15 protein-coding genes are annotated in these 19,281 nt (G+C 44.0%); 5 read left to right on the forward strand and 10 right to left on the reverse strand.

What is annotated here, in order from left to right:
• Window positions 1–69 precede the first annotated feature (69 nt).
• From gshB to ACT3TU_RS02695, 5 genes are all read right to left on the reverse strand, one after another.
• Window positions 70–1,041, reverse strand: coding sequence for a glutathione synthase (gene gshB, locus ACT3TU_RS02675; RefSeq protein ID WP_192523053.1), 972 nt, complete (start codon window positions 1,039–1,041; stop codon window positions 70–72).
• A gap of 82 nt (window positions 1,042–1,123) precedes the next feature.
• Window positions 1,124–1,843 carry an orotate phosphoribosyltransferase gene (gene pyrE, locus ACT3TU_RS02680; RefSeq protein WP_192523052.1) on the reverse strand — a complete coding sequence of 240 codons (720 nt, stop codon included), beginning with the start codon at window positions 1,841–1,843 and terminating at the stop codon, window positions 1,124–1,126.
• Window positions 1,844–1,904: 61 nt separating this feature from the next.
• Window positions 1,905–2,903 carry a hypothetical protein gene (locus tag ACT3TU_RS02685; RefSeq protein WP_192523051.1) on the reverse strand — a complete coding sequence of 333 codons (999 nt, stop codon included), beginning with the start codon at window positions 2,901–2,903 and terminating at the stop codon, window positions 1,905–1,907.
• A 178-nt stretch (window positions 2,904–3,081) separates the two neighbouring features.
• Complete coding sequence (locus ACT3TU_RS02690; protein ID WP_192523050.1) at window positions 3,082–3,921, reverse strand: SDR family oxidoreductase; 840 nt, start codon at window positions 3,919–3,921, stop codon at window positions 3,082–3,084.
• Window positions 3,922–3,995: 74 nt separating this feature from the next.
• A complete protein-coding gene (locus ACT3TU_RS02695; protein ID WP_225735288.1) occupies window positions 3,996–6,302 on the reverse strand; it encodes an Lnb N-terminal periplasmic domain-containing protein in 2,307 nt (768 codons plus the stop codon).
• Window positions 6,303–6,578: 276 nt separating this feature from the next.
• On the opposite strand from ACT3TU_RS02695, the gene ampD reads away from it, so the two are divergent.
• The 3 genes from ampD (at window position 6,579) to ACT3TU_RS02710 (ending at window position 9,622) form a co-directional block, all read left to right on the forward strand.
• Window positions 6,579–7,169, forward strand: a complete 591-nt coding sequence (gene ampD / locus ACT3TU_RS02700; protein WP_192523049.1) for a 1,6-anhydro-N-acetylmuramyl-L-alanine amidase AmpD — start codon at window positions 6,579–6,581, stop codon at window positions 7,167–7,169.
• Between the two features lie 163 nt (window positions 7,170–7,332).
• Window positions 7,333–8,883: a murein biosynthesis integral membrane protein MurJ gene (gene murJ / locus ACT3TU_RS02705; protein WP_192523048.1), complete on the forward strand. Its 1,551-nt coding sequence runs from the start codon at window positions 7,333–7,335 to the stop codon at window positions 8,881–8,883.
• 115 nt (window positions 8,884–8,998) lie between these two features.
• Complete coding sequence (locus ACT3TU_RS02710; RefSeq protein ID WP_192523047.1) at window positions 8,999–9,622, forward strand: DUF4878 domain-containing protein; 624 nt, start codon at window positions 8,999–9,001, stop codon at window positions 9,620–9,622.
• Window positions 9,623–9,659: 37 nt separating this feature from the next.
• On the opposite strand, the gene ACT3TU_RS02715 is transcribed toward ACT3TU_RS02710, so the two are convergent.
• Window positions 9,660–10,313, reverse strand: coding sequence for a GNAT family N-acetyltransferase (locus ACT3TU_RS02715; RefSeq protein ID WP_192523046.1), 654 nt, complete (start codon window positions 10,311–10,313; stop codon window positions 9,660–9,662).
• Window positions 10,314–10,626: 313 nt separating this feature from the next.
• On the opposite strand from ACT3TU_RS02715, the gene ribF reads away from it, so the two are divergent.
• Window positions 10,627–11,640, forward strand: a complete 1,014-nt coding sequence (ribF, locus tag ACT3TU_RS02720) for a riboflavin biosynthesis protein RibF (RefSeq protein WP_225735289.1) — start codon at window positions 10,627–10,629, stop codon at window positions 11,638–11,640.
• A gap of 173 nt (window positions 11,641–11,813) precedes the next feature.
• On the opposite strand, the gene ACT3TU_RS02725 is transcribed toward ribF, so the two are convergent.
• The 4 genes from ACT3TU_RS02725 to ACT3TU_RS02740 form a co-directional block, all read right to left on the reverse strand.
• Complete coding sequence (locus ACT3TU_RS02725) at window positions 11,814–12,053, reverse strand: DUF2789 family protein (protein ID WP_192523044.1); 240 nt, start codon at window positions 12,051–12,053, stop codon at window positions 11,814–11,816.
• Between the two features lie 364 nt (window positions 12,054–12,417).
• Window positions 12,418–13,407, reverse strand: a complete 990-nt coding sequence (locus tag ACT3TU_RS02730; RefSeq protein ID WP_192523043.1) for a malate dehydrogenase — start codon at window positions 13,405–13,407, stop codon at window positions 12,418–12,420.
• Between the two features lie 389 nt (window positions 13,408–13,796).
• Window positions 13,797–14,588 carry a hypothetical protein gene (locus ACT3TU_RS02735; RefSeq protein WP_225735287.1) on the reverse strand — a complete coding sequence of 264 codons (792 nt, stop codon included), beginning with the start codon at window positions 14,586–14,588 and terminating at the stop codon, window positions 13,797–13,799.
• Window positions 14,589–15,142: 554 nt separating this feature from the next.
• Window positions 15,143–17,293 carry a lytic transglycosylase domain-containing protein gene (locus ACT3TU_RS02740; RefSeq protein ID WP_192523042.1) on the reverse strand — a complete coding sequence of 717 codons (2,151 nt, stop codon included), beginning with the start codon at window positions 17,291–17,293 and terminating at the stop codon, window positions 15,143–15,145.
• Window positions 17,294–17,662: 369 nt separating this feature from the next.
• Between ACT3TU_RS02740 and miaB the strand changes: the two genes are divergently transcribed.
• Window positions 17,663–19,153: a tRNA (N6-isopentenyl adenosine(37)-C2)-methylthiotransferase MiaB gene (miaB, locus tag ACT3TU_RS02745; RefSeq protein ID WP_192523041.1), complete on the forward strand. Its 1,491-nt coding sequence runs from the start codon at window positions 17,663–17,665 to the stop codon at window positions 19,151–19,153.
• Window positions 19,154–19,281: the final 128 nt, after the last annotated feature.

Here is a 19,281-nt window from a genome sequence, read left to right on the forward strand (position 1 = left end):
TTAGCACAACTATTTTTCATCATTGTGCCCATAGATTAGTGTTAAATCACCCTATCATTGCTGTGTATCTCAAATCGCCAATTTATTTTCGATAGCGATGATAAGGTCAGTCGCGATATCGGTACCGCACTGATCGTCAATCTCACGGACACACGTTGGACTGGTGACATTAATTTCCGTAATGCGCCCACCAATTAAGTCCAAACCGACGAACATTAGCCCTTTTTCTTTGACAATAGGTGCGACCACTTCTGCTACTTGGCGTTCGATATCAGTCAATGCCATGGCCACGCCGCTACCGCCAGCAGCAAGATTACCACGCGTTTCACCTTTTACCGGAATACGCGCCAAGCTATAATCGACGACGATGCCATCAACGATCAATACCCGTTTATCGCCTTCCTTAATCTCTGGCAAATAGCGCTGCGCCATAATCGGCAAAGTTTCAAGTTCAGTCAGAATCTCAAGTGTGACGCCAATGTTTGGGCTGTCAGCGGTTAAACGGAAAATGCCAGTACCGCCCATACCATCTAAAGGTTTGACGATGACGTCTTGCTGCTCAGCGATAAATTGACGAATATGTGCCTGTTTACTGGTCACAATGGTTGGGCTCATATGCGCACTAAACCAGGTGGCAAATAATTTTTCATTACAGTCACGAATCGCTTGTGGGTCATTGACCACAAGTACACCTGCGGCTTTGGCATGGTCGAGCATATAAGTTGCATAAATAAAGCGCATGTCGAACGGTGGGTCTTTACGCATCAAAACCACATCATAATCGCTGATTGAACCTGTTGCTTTTTCGCCCAACGTATAAAAATCCTCAGGGTCACGCTTTACCGTCACTGACTGTGTATCGACCATTAATTGTCCATGATCCAACCATAAGTCATGAATCTGGCAATAGCCAAGGTGATGGCCACGATCTTGCGCCGACCACATCATCGCAAGACTGGTGTCTTTTTTATAATTGACCTGTTCGATAGGGTCCATAATGACGAGTATATTTAAAGATTTTTTTGGCTTTTCTTGACTCATAATAAGGCTCATTTACGTAATATTATTTATATATAAAAATGACACGCTAGCATTACGATTACATGGCAGCGAATGCGATAAATTATACGCCGTACTGCGCGCGGTAATGCTGCATTTTTGCAAGTTGAGTAGCGTCTTTGTGTGGGCTGCTATCTTCTGCCAAATAACTGATTAAGTCATCGATATCAACCAATGCATGTACTGGCACCTCTAGTGTTGAGGCAAGCTCTTGGATAGCAGAATGCTCAGCCAAACCTTTTTCTTTACGGTCAAGGGCCACGATAATGCCAGCAACGCTTGCGCCTGCTTGCTCTAAAATCTCTACCACTTCACGCATCGCCGTGCCAGCGGTAATGACATCATCAAGCACCCAAACTGCCTTACCATTGACATCAGCGCCAACCAAATTACCGCCTTCGCCATGAGTTTTGGCTTCTTTGCGGTTATAGCCCCATTTGGCATTGATGCCATGATGCAGCCATAAAGCTTGTGCGGTTGCCGCCACAAAAGGAATGCCTTTATAAGCGGCACCAAAGATGACCAACTCCTGCTTCTCTTCGCCATTATTGACAGCAGCCACTTTTTCAGCGAGAGCATCCGCATAACCACGTGCTAATAACGATAACATCTCACCCGAAGCAAGCAGCCCTGCATTAAAAAAATACGGACTGATACGACCAGACTTGAGTACAAACTCACCAAATTTTAGTACTTGATTGTCCAAAGCCAACTGAATAAATTGATGAGAGGCAAAAGAAGGGTGCTGGGCAGATGCAGCATTAGACACTGGAGCATTGAGCATGGAAGCATTCCTATTAGCGAAAAGAAGGATTAAAAAACTGCATTATTGTACGCATTATTAATCAGCTTGACCAACCATTGATATTATAATCTTGCATATTAGGATAGCGGCTCAATAGACCGCAACGCGATGAGAGATTAAAATAACACTGTTTATCCTGACTAACCTGTATGTCCCAGCCCAAATGATAAGCAGCCACAATAATATGCCCCGCAAAAACTCGAACTTGACGGTATGCATGGCGCTGTGCTGGGTCAAGGGTGATTTGGCTGAGCAGATAGCTGCGTACATACTGGCAAATTTGGTCAGCGCTATAGCTATGGTTGATACTCTTGCGCCTACTGCATTGCTTTAGAGCATGAACAGCAACGCTACACGCCATAATGTCAGTGGCCAAGCTGCCCTCACCTGTCTCGAACTGCTGCGGTTGCAAAACCACTTGCCAGTCATCGGCGTAGAGACTACTGAGTAACTCATCTGGATTATAACGTTTGGTCAATGCACGCAAAGAGTTATGTGGATTCTTAGCATGCTCATCAGTAGCACCATCAGCCTTTATTGGGTTATCAATACCGCCAAAACCATAACGAGTCAGTTTAGGATAAGCACGCAGTACTTGCTGGATATCTGACATATCGAGCAACGTCATCTCACTCAATGGTGATAGTAATGGCTGCTCGCTATGATTGTGATAAAAGCTATCAGGAAACTCGACCAGCTTAGCCGCTCGCAGTAATGACAGATGCTCAGCTAAAGCTTCTGTCGCAATCACAGCCCACTTCGACAAGTTATCTTTGTTAGGCTGATAAAACCGCGTAGAGCTTCCGTATAGTCGGCGTAATTGATTGTCTAAACGGCGGGCAGGCTCAGGAATATCACTCAATGGTCTTGCAGGGTCAAGTGGCGATTGATTGGGATCAAAATTAGGATGCACAATCGCCGGTTGGTTACTGTTTGCTAAAACAGCTGACTGCTCAGCATGAACTTCTGCAAACTGCCCCTCTGCTGCTATGAAGTCAGCACTGAATAAACGGTCATCAGAAGTAGAAGGCTGGGTCATGAAAACTCCGTAAGCTAGCAAGTTGAGAGTAAATCAGAAACTCACTTCGAAAAATATAAGGGACAATATGAAAAACAACATGAAGAACAATGTGTAAAACAAGATAAAAAACCAGACTAAGCCCGATAGCCATAGTAAAAGATAAGGAGCTATAAAGCTGATCGGATAAACGGCTGTCTTACTGTTGATGCTGTAAAATATCTTGATAGCCTGCTTGCCAATCAGGATAGTCCAGCCAAGCTAACGGAATATTGCTGTGCAAGCGTTTTCCCGTCACCGCTGTTTTTTTATTATCGATAGTAGGTGGCGTCTCATTGATTTGCTCACTCAACCAAACGCTTAGCTCAAAGGTCGTCACCGGTAAATAATCGGTCGCTATATAAATTGGCTTGGGTGCATCTATCGTCAGAACGTTTGCAATAATATTGACCAAATCGCGATCCATAATACGATTGCTCCAATGAGCAGCGGCCACAGGGTCTTTATCTTGCTCACGGGCTTTACGCAAACGCATTAAGCGTTCACGCCCATAAATACCACTAGGACGAATGATGACGGCTTTATCACCAAAGCCCTGTTGTAATGCCTGCTCTGCCTGTAATATAACCTGCGATGCTTCGCGATCAGGAATGACTGGCGTCGTGGCCTCATCAATCCATTCACCATTATCTTGCCCATACACACCCGTTGATGAGATAAAAACAACGCGCTCAAGTGAGGTTAATTTGTCAGCGAGTTTTGCCAAATGCTGATTAATAGCCAAATAGCTATCATGATAGCCGCTGGTAGAATACTCATCGGGAGTGACAACAATCGCTATACGAGTAAAGCCTTGCAGCTGTTCAGCGGTCAGGGTCAACGCATCGGCTTGCACAAACTTGACCTTATCGTCTAAGGGATAATGATGACGCTCATGACGTGCCAGCCCAGTGACACTTAAACCATCATGCGCAAGTTTATTGGCGACTGGTAAACCAATATCGCCTTGTCCAATAATTAATAAATTTTGCATACCCATCATATCTCCTTGCTGTTGCCCATTGTCCATCGTCTAAGAGCCATTATTTAAAGCCGACTATTTAAAAACTGGCTTTAAAAGTAACGCATATATGACAACTGTATGTCTTCGTTGGCGTCAACACGATCTTGCCAATCGTAACTGGCATTGATACGTAAGGCTTGTTTTTTATCGATGTCGTATTGTAGACCTAACGTCGATATTGGCTGCCAATAATGGCCGCGAGCATTAGACTCATCACTGCGGCCATGATACCAATATGGCAGTTGCAATTCAGCCTGCGCGCGTAACTGATTGTTAATCTGATACAGGCAGCCCGCATTCACGCCTGCGCCAACACGAAAGCCTTTGTTGATACCGCGTCCTGCTTGCACCGCACCTGTGGCAAAGGTATAACAAAGCTGCGGCGGCATCTCTCCGCTGACTACGCCTGATGAATCACTACGCGGTGTACCAAATGCCCATGACTTACCATATTCAAATGCGGTGCTGCCAACCAGATGGTCAGTGCCATCCTGCTGTGAGCCGTCATTGATACGGGTGGCCTCAATACTTGCTCCCCATGTTTGATCTTTTTTGGCAGAGTTCACTGGATTAAAAGAGCGCCCACGAATGAGGGTAAAGTTCTGTAGCTCGACACTGCTTGGCTGATTAGGCTTGCCATTATTGTCATCTTTGTCATAGAAACGCAGCGTTGCCTTGATGCCTTCCAAATCAAAAAACTGCGGAAAACCTGATGGGCGATCTAGCGTGCCATGGAAGCCTGCACGCAATCCAACATCAATATAGTTATTATCACCGTGCTGACCGATGCCAATATGAGCACGCTGTAAAGGGTGGCGATCTAGCGGATTATTATCAGAAGCGCCAATCACTGGTGGCTGTAATAACTTACCATCTGCTGACATACTAGACGCCATATTGCTATCAGCGGCTTTAAGCTGCTGAGCGTCTTGTTTGCTCAAATCTTGATAACCAAGCTTTGCTGCCTGCTGCGCCTCATTCAATTGCGCTTGCCGCACCGTACTATCTGCAGGTGTATAACGCGTACTTGTCAGCAACTTTTCATCTTTGAGCAAGTTGATCACATCCGATGGAATAACCACATAAGGCAGCTGACTTAGTAAATGCTGCTCTGGACGCACCACGTCGATAAGGCGTAAAATCTCAGACGCACAGTTGTCCGTTGTAAAGTAATACGGTAATGCCAGATCCTTGGTTTCCCAAACGTGTAGCATGATTTGCTGTACTTCTTCTGGGGTCAGGTCTAATTGATACGTCCACGTATCGCGCTCATCCTTTTTTAAATAATCGGCCAGCTTTTTGGGATAAGGGTCAATTTCGATAGCATTATCGTAGCCGCCGCTTGTCGCCTTGATGGCATAAATTAAAAAGCTATCATCACTGTCGCCATCGACCGTATCATTAAGCGCATAAGCATGATGAATCTGGCTAAAATCTGCGGCGCTGGCTTTTGAGTCGATACGTAATAAAGTATGACCAAAAGCAGAAATAGGATTGTCCAAGTACTCTTGAGCGAACATAACTGACAGCTGCTCGGGAGCCAACTCTTTCATCCAACCATCAAGCTCTGGGCAACTGGCGTTCAGCGCTGAGATATCCACATTCAAACTGTCGGTGAGCCACTTAACTCGCGCAGGGAAACGGCACAATACAGAACTGCTTAAAACAGGGCTATTTGAGATGGCACTACTTGAGGTGGTCTGAGCCGTACTGTCATGACTTTTGGCTTCGTTATTAGATTCGTCAGCGGCTGGCGGGGCTCCTTGCGTCATTTCCTGTGCAAGCGCGGCTAATAGCGCATCCAGCTCTGCTGCTGAGTCCTGTTGACCGTTGTCACTCAAAAAGAAATCTTGGTCATCAACCAGACTTTTCCCCTTGTTTTTTCCAAACAAGCCTTTTTTATCATCAATGAAGTAGAGCATCCGTCGCCATGTCGCATGCTGAGCAAGGTTTCCTGTCTTTGCTTGCTTGCGCCATGCTGTTAATAGCTGATCGGCCTTAGCATTATTAACATTGCCATTATCAATATTGGCGTTACTGGTATTATTAATATTTTGATTAGCGGGCGTACGATTAGTGACATCTTTATTTGAGGCATTATTTGACTTGATGTTACTATTTAGCGCAACAGGCTCAGTCAAATCCGTATCAGAGCTCTGTTGCTTAGCGCCTATTTGAGCTTTAGCATCAGCGTCTAGTGCTAAGTCGCCTGTAGCCATTAGCGATGCTGGCGTGGGTAAAAATGCCTGCGCCTGTGCAGTCAACAGTAACCCTGCAATCGTCAATGGCAGACGCGCGCGTTTGCTTATCTTTGTGGGCCGACCATATACTGCCATAAGGCTTGAGTTTATAAACATGAAGTAAAATCTCGCACTGTGGAAACCATACGCTTATCGCGTGATTAAGTCTGTTAAATTAGCAGAATGTATATTCTGAACGATCATCTTTTTGTAGGTCTGTTTGCCATTTATAGCCAACCTACGATAAAAGAGGTCCATTAAAAGCGCTACATTCAAAATAGCACTCTGCTAGTATCGTTTTTATTTAGACCTGATTGTATAAAATTAATGATAAAAAACATTTATTGCCCGCTTATTAGGGCGCGCCCTAATAACATTATAAAAGAGAGTATTATGTCCATAGCATCGCCAATGATTATTAACGACGGTCGATTATCAGCGGCTACATGGCTGGCATCACCGAACTATAATGAACGACCTGAAAACACTATTATTGACACGATTGTTATTCATAACATCAGCCTGCCGCCCAATGAGTTTGGCGTATGTGCTAATGACGGTGTGCATTACGTAAAAGCATTATTTACCAACCAACTTGACTGGGATGCCCATCCTTATTTTCAGACGATTAAAGGCGCAGAGGTGTCAGCGCATTTACTTATCGAGCGTGACGGTAATATTACACAGTTTGTCAATTTTGATGAGCGTGCTTGGCATGCCGGACGCTCTAGCTATTTGGGCCGACGTGAATGTAATGATTATAGCATTGGCATCGAGCTTGAAGGGTCAGATTTTGTGTCCTTCAGCGCCGCACAATATGACACGCTGGCAAAAGTCATCGCTGCAATATACACGGCCTACCCTAAAACTCGTCGTCATTTGACTGGTCATAGTGATATTGCTCCCGGTCGCAAAACTGACCCCGGTGATTATTTTGAATGGACAAAATTGCGTGAAAAGGTCGCCGACAACCTCAGCCACTGAGTCGTATTCATACAACAGAGCATTTGCATAACCAATTCATTTATCTAGTTTAGTTATCTCAATTATGAAAGTGCTATAATCTGTCAGTTTTTTAATACCAGCAAATCAGCAAACAACCATCAGTAAACAACCATCCCTAAACAAATTAGCACAATAGGTTATCATGGCAAAAAGTCGGTTATTTCGTTCAACCATGGTGGTCAGCAGCATGACCATGTTATCGCGTATCTTAGGTCTAGTACGCGACGTCGTCTTGTTAGGCGTGTTTGGTGCAGGCGGCCTGATGGATGCCTTTTTAGTCGCTTTTAAAATACCCAACTTTTTGCGCCGGCTGTTTGCAGAGGGAGCTTTTAGCCAAGCATTTGTACCCGTACTGTCTGAGTACAAAGAAAAGTACAGTTTACAGCAGGTACAGATTCTAGTCAGTCGCACGTCAGGCGCGCTGCTGCTAGTGCTATCTATGTTGACGCTGGTGGTTATTTTAATTGCCCCTTGGGTGGTAACCTTATTTGCTCCCGGGTTTGCCGACCAACCTGATAAATTTGCCATCACTGCCGAATTACTACGCCTGACCTTCCCCTATTTGCTATTTATTTCTATGACCGCTTTTGCCAGCGGTATCTTGCAAAGCTACGGACGTTTTGCAGCACCTGCCTTTGCACCCGTGTTATTAAACTTGTGTATGATTGGTGGTGCGCTGATTTTTGCGCCTATGTTTGATACGCCTATTATGGCGCTTGGCTATGCGGTCGCTATCGCCGGTCTACTACAATTTTTGATACAACTGCCGCAGCTATGGCAACAAAAGCTGCTGGTCGCCCCAAAGGTCGACTTTCAACACGAAGGCGTGCGCCGTATTTTAAAACTCATGCTGCCTGCTATCTTCGGTGTTTCTGTCACTCAGATTAATTTATTATTAAATACTATTTTTGCGTCTTTAATGATTGGTGGTTCGGTTTCTTGGCTCTATGCCGCAGAGCGTATGAGCGAGCTGCCGTTAGGACTGATTGGTGTAGCAATTGGTACCGTTATCCTGCCAAGCTTGTCAAAAAGTGAAGCCCAAAAAGACGATGTTAGCTTTAAAAAGACCATTGATTGGGCAGCACGCTTAATTATTTTGGTGGGTGTTCCAGCATCAGCGGCACTATTTATCCTTGCCGATGTCCTGATGCAGGCGCTATTTTTGCGTGGTGAATTTACCTTGCGTGATGCGCAAATGAGCTCGCTGGCACTGCGTAGTATGGCCGGTGGTATATTAGGCTTTATGTTGATTAAAATATTTGCCCCTGCTTTTTTTGCTCGCCAAGACACCAGAACACCGGTAAAAATCGGTATCATTTCAGTTTTCGCCAATATGGTTTTTAGTGTCATTTTTATCGGTATATTCTATTTTTTAGAAATACCATTGCACGGTGGTTTAGCGCTTGCAACCACAGGTGCAGCTTTTGTGAATGCCGGCTTGCTATATTACTTCTTGCATAAGCGCGAGATTTTCCGTTTTGGGAGTCATTGGAAAAAACTGTTCGCCCAGTTTGCGGTTTCTACCGCTTCTATGGTTGGTGTACTTTATATCATGCTGCCCTACTTCCCAACCGATGGTGCTCAGTGGCGACGTGTCGCGGCTTTGCTGATTATGTGTGCGGTTGGGGCACTGGTTTATGGGGTGGTGTTACTGGCGACAGGTTTCCGCCCTCACCAACTAAGACATGGATAAAAAATAAGCCTTAACTTACCAAACCAAAACAAGCCTAATATGAGAATTGACAGCTAATGCTGTTGATAGTTGCCATAATTGGTCGTTAATACATAACTGAATTTTGAGGGCTAATATGACAACCAAACAATCAACATTACCACGCTTACCAATCATATTTACTGCTGGTGTGCTAAGCGCTGGGCTACTCTTAAGCGGTTGTAGCAATAATGATATGGATACAGAGAGCACAGATACGGCCGGTAATAGCGACGATACGGCAGCCGTCGTTGACACTCCAGAAGAGAGCACAACTGCTCAAGAAAAAGAAGCCTTAGATAGCAATGCTGACAGTGAGCAACCAGCTAATAATGCTAAAGACAAAACTGATATTGATAGCGATAATATTAATCCAGTTACTTCTTCAGCCAAGCAAAAAAGCCTAGTGACCAATAAAACCCAAACCAACACGCCTGAAGATACCGTCAAACAAGCACTGGATAGTTTGTATTACGGTGATGTAAAGCAAGCCGCCACCTACTACAAAGTAGATATGGCAAACTTCGAAGAAGAGCTTGCTAAGACCCAGTCTGCTTTTCAACAAACGGTTGATAGTGTCACTATCACTGATACCACATATAATGACGATAAAACCCATGCCACTATCACTGGTGAGCTGATGCTAAAAGAACAAAGTGAACCTGCACCACTGATTTACGAGCTACAAAAAATCAATGATGAATGGAAAATATTGGGCTAAGCGAGCCTGATACCGTATCCATTTTATCTAAGTTTGGCTATATCATCTGATTTGTTGTCACTGCTTTGCCAAGCATCACCACATCAGCGATAAAACCCTGCATATCACAGACTTTTGGCATATATCCCCACTGCTCAAAACCAAGCTTACGGAATAAACCTAAGCTTGGCTGATTATGAGCAAAGATAAGTGCAACCACATTATGAATACCCAAACTTGGCGCTTGAGCGATCATCCAGCGTGTTAGTAAGCTGCCTAGCCCTCGACCATGATAATCTCTATGCAGATATATACTAATCTCAGTACTGATATGATAAGCCGTGCGCGCATATAAATCACTAAAACTGCCCCACGCTATTATTGGCGCTTCTGTGTACTGCGTGCTTTGAGTTGCTTCGACCGTAACATGAATAACAGCTTTGACCACATAGATAGGACGCGCCTTATTGTTTAAATGCTCCTCAAACCAATCTGTGCGCTCCTCACAAGTCACTGGCGTTAGATTGGCAGTTGCTTGCTTGCCGGCGATACTTTGATTGTAAATTGCCAAGATTTTTGGCAAATCCTCTACACTTGCACGCTGCACCATAAAACCATCGTTGAGCGTATCTACTGCCAAAACAGAGTGCCTAAGATTAAAAGCCGCATTAAAATCAGCATTAAAAACAGGATTAGAGCTAGCGTCAAACATAGCATCTCCATGATGGCTATTTATTATTAATAGAAAATGAGCATTAATTTATTAATGACTTGGACGTGTCATCACTTCAATCTATGGACAGATAAATGGCTAAGCAAGAAAACTCGCGCAGGCCAGATAAAGTCATGGGTTTTTAAACTTGATAGTGTTGTTGTTTGATTATCAGCAGACTATAGGATGTTAGTATGGTTATTTTACTTTATAATGACTGATTTTGAACGCCTCGATTTTAAATATAGAAGTGTTTTTTGTTTTTTATCTATCATAGCTGAAATTTATGAACACCTATTTTCTTGAGCAACTGATGGCGTCTCCAAGCACTTCGCCAGCCAATACTAACCCAGTAGATTTAGCACCCTGCGTGCTGACTATCGGTAACTTCGATGGTGTGCATTTGGGTCATCAAGCGATGCTCGCTCAAGTTCGCGAACTTGCCCAAGCACGTGAGCTTAGCCCTGCGGTAATGATATTTGAGCCACAGCCACGTGAGTTCTTCGCTCCAGATACGGCGCCTGCTCGCCTAACCAATCTTGCTGAAAAACAAGCCTTGCTCACAGATTACGGTGTTGAGACATTGATTGTCGCAGGCTTTGATGCTGAATTTCGCTCATTGTCTGCACAAGCATTTGCAGATATCTTAGCGCAGCGTTTAAATGTGCAAGCGTTGGTATTGGGTGATGATTTTAAATTTGGTCATGATCGCACTGGAGACAGCCAGTTTTTACGAGATTATGGTTTGCATGTGACCAATTTACATACGATCAAAGACGATAGTAATAAAGCCGCACGTATTAGCTCGACTCGTATCCGTGATTTATTATTAGCCGGTGACATTGATGCCGCTAATACGTTACTTGGTCGCGATTATACGATGACTGGCATGGTGATTGGCGGCGATAAAATTGGTCGCACCATGGACTTTCCCACTGCTAATATTGACTTAAAACGCTTAAAACCTGCTTTACATGGCATCTTTGCCGTTGATGTAGTCATCCTCGATGATGAAGGCAATGTGGTACCGAACGGCTTAACGGCTCTCACGGATAGCGCAAATAAAGGTATCGCAGGTTTGCGTCCGCACAGCTTATTTGGTACGGCCAATCTGGGCATCAGACCCTCTGTGGATAAAGAGCATGATTGGCGCTTGGAAGTACATTTTCCAGAACTGCACGCCAATCTATATGGATTGACTTTACAGGTACGCTTTTTGCATTATTTACATGGTGAGCGGCATTATGAAAGTTTAGAAGCGCTGAAAACTGGTATCCATAATGACGTAAAAGCATTGGTTGAGTGGCGAGCGCAGCAACCTAATTAGATTGCCAATCAACTTACATGCGAGCGTCGATATTTATGATTTACAAAAAAACCCACAGCGTTTATAACGTTTGTGGGTTTTTATTCTATAGTTAATTCACTTTCAAACCGATACGAGTGCTACCAACGTATCGCTTTTATTTAGAACTGCCTATATGCTAGTTTTTCTCTTCTCTATGCATCTGGATGCATACGCACATTTAAATCATCAATAATTTCGACCCATGCTGCATCTTTATTCCATTCTTCCTGTAAAAAAGCGCGTTGGTTATCGCTCCAAACGTCAGCTTCTATTAATTTTTCTTCTTTTGACAGTTTATTCTTGTCAATAAATTGATCAATGGCTTCATCAGAGCTATCAAGTCCTAACTGAGCAAACAGCTCATTCATATTGTATTCAGGTTCACCCAACATAAAACTTCTCCTTAAATGACGCAGATTTTATTCTGCTTATTATTTAAACTTTCCACTTTATTGTAGCAAGCTTTTTTTTAATAGCTGTTAACCAACGTTTATCTAACGTTATCAATTGTATTAACGCTCAAGTGATAACTGATACCATTCACAAAAATTAGCGTAGCAAGGAAAACGAGAACAAGTGCTACGTACTGTAGACTAAACGGCTTTGACACAGCTAATCGTACTTTTTGGGTTTGGTATGATTTAGGCTTACAGCGATAAATGACAGATAATATATCTTTCAGACAAAAAAGCCCTCACACTTTAGGAGGGCTTTTTTATACTACTTGTTATATAACAGCGTTAGCAAGTTAATCACTTATGGTAGTAAATGTGCGACTGCATCACGCTCTTCGCTAAGCTCTTGCTCAGTTGCCGCCATTTTCTCTTTTGAGAAGTCTGATGACACATCAACGCCGTCTACGATAGCCCAGTCGCCGTTCGTGCACGTGCATGGGAATGAGTAGATTAAGCCTTCTGTAATACCGTACTCGCCGTTTGAGTAAACACCCATTGATACCCAATCATTCTCATCGCTACCAAGTACCCACGTGCGCATATGTGCAATAGCAGCATTAGCAGCAGAAGCGGCAGATGATGCACCGCGAGCTTTAATAATAGCGGCACCGCGTTGTTGTACTTCTGGGATATAAGTACCTTCGTACCAGTCACGATCGACCAAGTCTAATGCTGGCTTGCCGTTTACAGTGCAAGCAGTCAGATCAGGATACTGAGTTGATGAATGGTTGCCCCAGATGGTCATTTTTTTCACGTCGTTGACAGTGCTGTCCGTTTTGCCAGCCAACTGCGCCATGGCGCGGTTGTGATCTAAACGAGTCATTGCCGTGAAGTTGCGCGGATCAAGATCTGGTGCATTACGCTGAGCGATAAGCGCGTTGGTGTTCGCAGGGTTACCCACAACCAAGACTTTTACGTCACGGCTTGCAACGTCATTCAATGCTTTACCTTGTGCTGAGAAAATCGCTGCATTGGCTTCTAGCAAATCTTTACGTTCCATACCTGGGCCACGAGGACGTGAACCTACTAGCAAAGCATAGTCGACATCTTTAAATGCAACCGTCGCATCATCAGTCTGCACAATACCAGCTAATAAAGGGAATGCGCAGTCTTCTAATTCCATGACCACACCCTTTAGAGCGTCTAGCGCTGGGGCGATTTCAAGCAATTGCAAAATAACTGGCTGATCTTTACCTAGCATTTCACCAGAGGCAATACGAAATAGCATCGCGTAGCTGATATTTCCAGCGGCACCAGTAACGGCAACACGTAAAGGCTGTTTCATTGACATTGAATACTCCCTAATTATTGATTAGATAATTCATGATTGTAATTGATGGTTATCGTTGTAGATATCGACTTGCTTGCTACATAGCAGCAGCCATAAACCGAAGGTTAGTGTAGCACCTCAGCCTATTCACCGTCTAGAGAAAGCGAGAAGGCTAATCACGACTATATTGTTACATTTTATACGACAAGGTTTCTAAACCCATAAAAGGCTTATAAGTAAAGCGCTAGAGCGGTATAAAGAGACGTTTATGACAGGCTGAATAGTTATATAATTGAGCCAATGTTAAAACAATACAGCTCTGCTTTCGTTCAAATATAATTTTTGCTGCCTCTGTCTGCGTAGGCACAGCAAGCCAGAGAACATGATAAAAAGAGCTAAAATAGAAAGGGTTATTTGCCGCCTGAAATAATAAATTTAGTACCACAGTTATCTACAATATTATGACACGTACCAAATTCGCTACCTTCATAGCAAACATGGACATCGGTCAAAGTTGATTGACGGCGGCTACCTGCTTGGCAAATCAGGTCAATACTGCTTGAGGACATGCCACTATTAAGCTGGGTCATTTGACTGATAAATCGCGACTTAGAAACCGTATAACTATTACCGGTATTCAGCTCGTTCGGTAGTTTCAGTGCCCCTGCATAATTGGTAATCTGACGGAAATAACTGCTCGCACTGAGTGGGCTACAGTCTCCATAGCGCTGCCATGCTTGGCTACGTACTGTCGTGTCGGGCATGATACGGTTGACGACTTTGAGCTGTAGCGGTGTCAGCCGTGGCTCACTACCTCGCCCACAGCGCTCACCATAGCCCATATCCAAACCTGATACTGTCAATGAATAGCCTTCTAGACATTGACGCATGCGAGCACGTGTCGGTTGCATGCTACATAATGCTGGCGTCATCTCGATCATCAACACACGCTGTCCAGTTTTGGCAGCACTGGCGGCATGGGCTGGGGTCAGCATCATACCTTGTAGTATCAATAAAGCCCCGATACTCGTCGCAGCATTAGCCTTATTTATATAACATTTACCTATCAAGCTGACACGATACTGATCTAAAAGCTTAAACGCTTTTATTTTTGGTTGCGCGCTTAGCTTTGTTTTCGATTGGCTCAAATTTGACATCAGGCTCGATGACAACATCGGATTCGATAAAGAAAGCATCTGCATAATGGGCTGATGCTTCGTTTTTGATGACGTTTTCGGCACCATGGATAGGTTAAAATATTTTTTAATCATAAGGGCAAAAGGCATCTAGCAATGATAAAACATGGGCTATCGCTTAGCTCAAGGTGCACAAAACATAAACACTCATCGAACCAAGAATAGAGCTAAAAAATATGGGTATTGATTAAGGTTTGTTGAACATTTAAATAGTTAAACATTCAAATATTAGGACTGCCGATATAGTTAATTCACTTTAAAATCGATACGAGTGCTACTGGAGTAAATTTTTCGTCGCCTCTGTCACGCTTGCGAACAGCAAGCAAGAAAATTTTATAACAGTAGCACGTGGCTACCAACATACCGATTTCTTTTAGAATTGCCGATAGCTAAACAAACCCTATGGTAATGGTAGCAAAACACTTTTTTTAATATATAGCAGAAACGTAAACACAGGCTAATGATTGCAGAAGTGACGTAAAAATATCTGAGCCCCATTTATAAAAGCAAACCATTAACGATTGCTCGCTAATGGTTTGTTAGTCTTAAAAATGATTGCCTTAAAAAGCGGCAGGTACAGCACCCATGCGCTGACTAATCGGCTGACCACGACCTAATAGACTGCTATAAATAGTGGCGTTTTCCATCACGTGTTTGACGTAATTGCGCGTTTCAGGAAAGGCAAACGATTCGACATATTGGTCCGCAGCCAATGAGCCATAAACAGGCTGCCAACGTTTGGCGTTGTTAGGCCCGGCATTATAGCCTGCTGTTGCCAATACCGGCTGACTGTGTAGCTTGCCAAAGATATCACCCATATACCAGGTACCATAGCGGATATTGGTATCGCCACTATTAGCGCGGCTGGCACTATAAGTCTCACCCAGATTTCGGGCAATATATTTTGCCGTAGCCGGCATGACTTGCATTAGGCCACTGGCACCAACATTAGAGCGTGCCGAAGTCACAAAACGGCTTTCTTGGCGCATGATGCCATAAGCCCACGCCGGATCGATACCTGCGGACTGACTATGACGTACTACCGCCGATTGGTGTGGCATCGGATGTGATATCGCTAAGTGATTGACCGAATCAGTGTTATCCACAGCATAAATGGCACGATCGAGCCAGCCCATATCATGAGCTTGACGAGCAGCAGCAACAATTAACTTATCATCACGATTATCACGCGCTTTTTTCACCGCCCAGTTCCATTCACGGTTGGCATAAGCACGACTGGCATCGGCATTGTATAAAGCAAATGCTCGGGCAAAGTGTGGGTTTTGCATAACGCGAGCACGGTCTGCATTACTGACGTTTGGTAAATTATTACCACCCAAACGACTGGCATCAAAACGCTGCCCAACCTTATCTTTTGCCATCAAACCATAGTACTCATTACTTTTTGCCAAGTTTTTATACATCTTTTTAGCGGTATTACGTTTGTTAGCATCGCTTGATTGCTCATACGCACGTGCCAACCAATACTGCCACTGATTTTCTCTTTGTATCTCGCTATCCATTTGGGAGATCGCCTCAACCACGTCATCCCAGCGGCTAAAACGGATCGCGGCTATGGCATAATATTCTGCTTCTTCAAAGCTAAAATCATCATCCAAGCTCTTGCGGAACCAATCAACTGCCTCAGCATTAAAACCATCATCGGTGTTATGATTCATGCGCTGCACCCCAAGCGTACGATAGGCTGCTCGGCGGGTATCTTCATTTAACAATTTAGAGGCGCGCTGGTTGTCTTGCTTAATATCAAAATCTAGTTGCAGAGCGGCTTCACGATAAGACTTCTCTGCTAAGCGCCCTATGGCATATTGATATAAATATTGATTGGTTTGAGTGGCAGGCTCGCGAGAAAAACGACTAAAAAACGACGACGGATTTAGCTGAGTTTCGCTCAATGACGAATAAGGAATAGAGGCGCCCAAACGTGAGGACAACGCCATGATGTCGCCAGTCTTGCCTTTACGCAGCATGCGTTTCAGTCGCGACACTCTATCTTGATTACTAATCAGCGCGTTATTATTCATCTCCATCGCTAATTGGTCACACAAGGCTGGCTGCTTTTTGGTCACCAGCCAAACATCAGACTTTGCTGCCATGGCGCGCATGGTGTCACCGCCATTATTAAACCCAAGCGCCACCGCACAGCGCTCACTGGCATCAGCATTGGTAATCAAGTTGGCCACTTGTCGTACTGACGCATAATCATTCGAACCCGCTTTGGCTTCAGCAAAATCAGCAACCAGCTTTTCTGCCATGACTGTATCTGGATATTGACGGACAAACTGTGACACAGCCGCTGAGCTTTGCGAGTTCAAATCCAGATTCATGCGCCAGTAAGTTGGATACATGGCAAACAAACCACCACTCATCGCTTGCTCATACTCATAAAGCGCATTGATATCACCGCGATCTGCCGCGATAGCCGCCGCGGTGAATGAGCTCGCACCATTATCTGACTGATAGCCAGTATTTTGCTGATAGCTTCCCGATTCGTAGCTTTCGGTTTGATAGCTTTCATTATCGCCCCACGTCAGATCTGCACAAGCAACTTGTGACAATCCTAACGTACCCACCGCCGTTGCTAGACTCAGCACACTGATTCGTAGTCTATTTTCTTTAAACCGCTTTGAGCCATCATTTTGATGAATAGCTTTTCGATCCTTGGTACTATGAGCAACACGCAATTTTGTCATACTGACTCTCTTTATTATGTCTTTACGAATGTGTGAACAGCGATGTGCCAAGTACCGCTAAGCTTATGGCGCTTATCATACTATACTCGTTGCACTTTCAACCATAAGCTTTACTTTTCGTTAATAAATTGGATAGCAGGGTGTAACACAAAGGTGTTATTAAGCACCAATCATTGGTAAATCCTATTGATTCTAATAACATCGGTTTAATAATAACTGTTAAGCAATTGATACTATTATAAATAATCTAGCATAATTAACATCCCAAGCACACGCTAACTTTTCACATTGGCGTGAGGTTGTGATAAAATATGCCACCTGTTAATCCGCTACCCCGCTATATTTTTAGTCAATCATGGACTTATCCTTATGAGTGTTACTGTATTTAATCCCCGCATCGATGACGCTGCTGTCACTGACACCGCGGTTACTGCGCCTACTGCTATTGCACTCAAAGAGCCAAGTTCCGCTCAAGCCCCTGTAAAATCGGCGACTAAAAAGGTGTTTGTGACCACTCAAGGCTGTCAGATGAACGTCTATGATTCTGGCAAAATGCTCGATGTACTCGGCGACTCACACGGCATGGAAGTGACACACGATATTGACGAAGCCGATGTGCTATTAATGAATACCTGCTCGATTCGTGAAAAAGCGCAAGAAAAGGTCTTTTCAGAATTGGGTCGCTGGCGCAAACTAAAAGAAAAACGCCCTGACTTAGTTATTGGTGTGGGTGGCTGCGTGGCCTCACAAGAAGGCGACAATATCCAAAAACGCGCCCCTTATGTGGATATGGTCTTTGGTCCACAAACTTTGCACCGTTTGCCAGAACTATACGATCAATCTCATGAACAACGTGATATCTCGCCCAAAAATCGTATTGGCACGATTGATGTCTCGTTCCCGAGTATCGAAAAATTTGATTTTTTACCAGAGCCAAGAGTAGAAGGTTACAAAGCCTTTGTGTCTATCATGGAAGGCTGCTCAAAATATTGCTCATTTTGTGTGGTGCCTTATACCCGCGGTGAAGAACTGTCCCGCCCACTTGACGATGTATTGGCTGAAATTGATAGCCTAGCCGCGCAAGGTATCCGTGAAATCAATCTATTAGGGCAAAACGTCAACGGCTATCGTGGTGAAAAAGACGACGGCAGTATTTGCCGTTTCGCTGAATTATTGCATTATGTCTCCCACGTCGATGGCGTTGAGCGTATTCGTTATACCACCAGCCACCCGTTAGAGTTCACCGATGACATCATCGATGCTTATGCGCAATTGCCAGAGTTGGTATCTCACTTGCATCTGCCGGTTCAAAGTGGCTCAAATGCAATATTGGCAGCGATGAAACGCAACCATACCATTGATGTTTATATCAATCAGATTAATAAACTCAAAGCCATTCGCCCAGATATTTACTTATCAAGCGACTTTATTATTGGCTTCCCGGGCGAGACTGACCAAGACTTTCAAGATACATTGAATTTGGCAAAAGAGTTAAACTTTGACCACTCGTACAGTTTCATTTATTCCAAACGTCCGGGTACACCAGCCGCAGAATTGCCCGATGATGTCAGCTTTAGCACCAAAAAAGCTCGACTGGCAGAGTTTCAAAAAGTTATTATTGATTCAACCCTTGCTAAAACCCATGAAATGGTTGGTACCACGACTCGGGTTTTGGTTGAGCAAGTCGCCAATCGTCACCCTGACTGCTTAATTGGTACAGCGGATAATACCCGCACCGTTATGTTCCCTTATGACACTGATAAAATGGATGAGTTACTCGGTAAAATCGTTAGCGTACGTGTGACCGATTTTGTTAGTCCGCATATGGTCAAAGGTGAGCTAATCGAAGTACTGGCTTAACAGGTTATAAAATAACTTTAATTCAATAAAGAAAGCCGTTCGCTATCAATAACGAACGGCTTTTTTATGAGTAAATATTAATTTTTGGGGCTATGGTAGACAACGAGTTAACTATAGTCAGTGAAAAA

This window comes from Psychrobacter sp. AOP3-A1-26 (assembly GCF_052378235.1).
In the GTDB taxonomy this organism is placed as follows: Bacteria; Pseudomonadota; Gammaproteobacteria; order Pseudomonadales; family Moraxellaceae; genus Psychrobacter.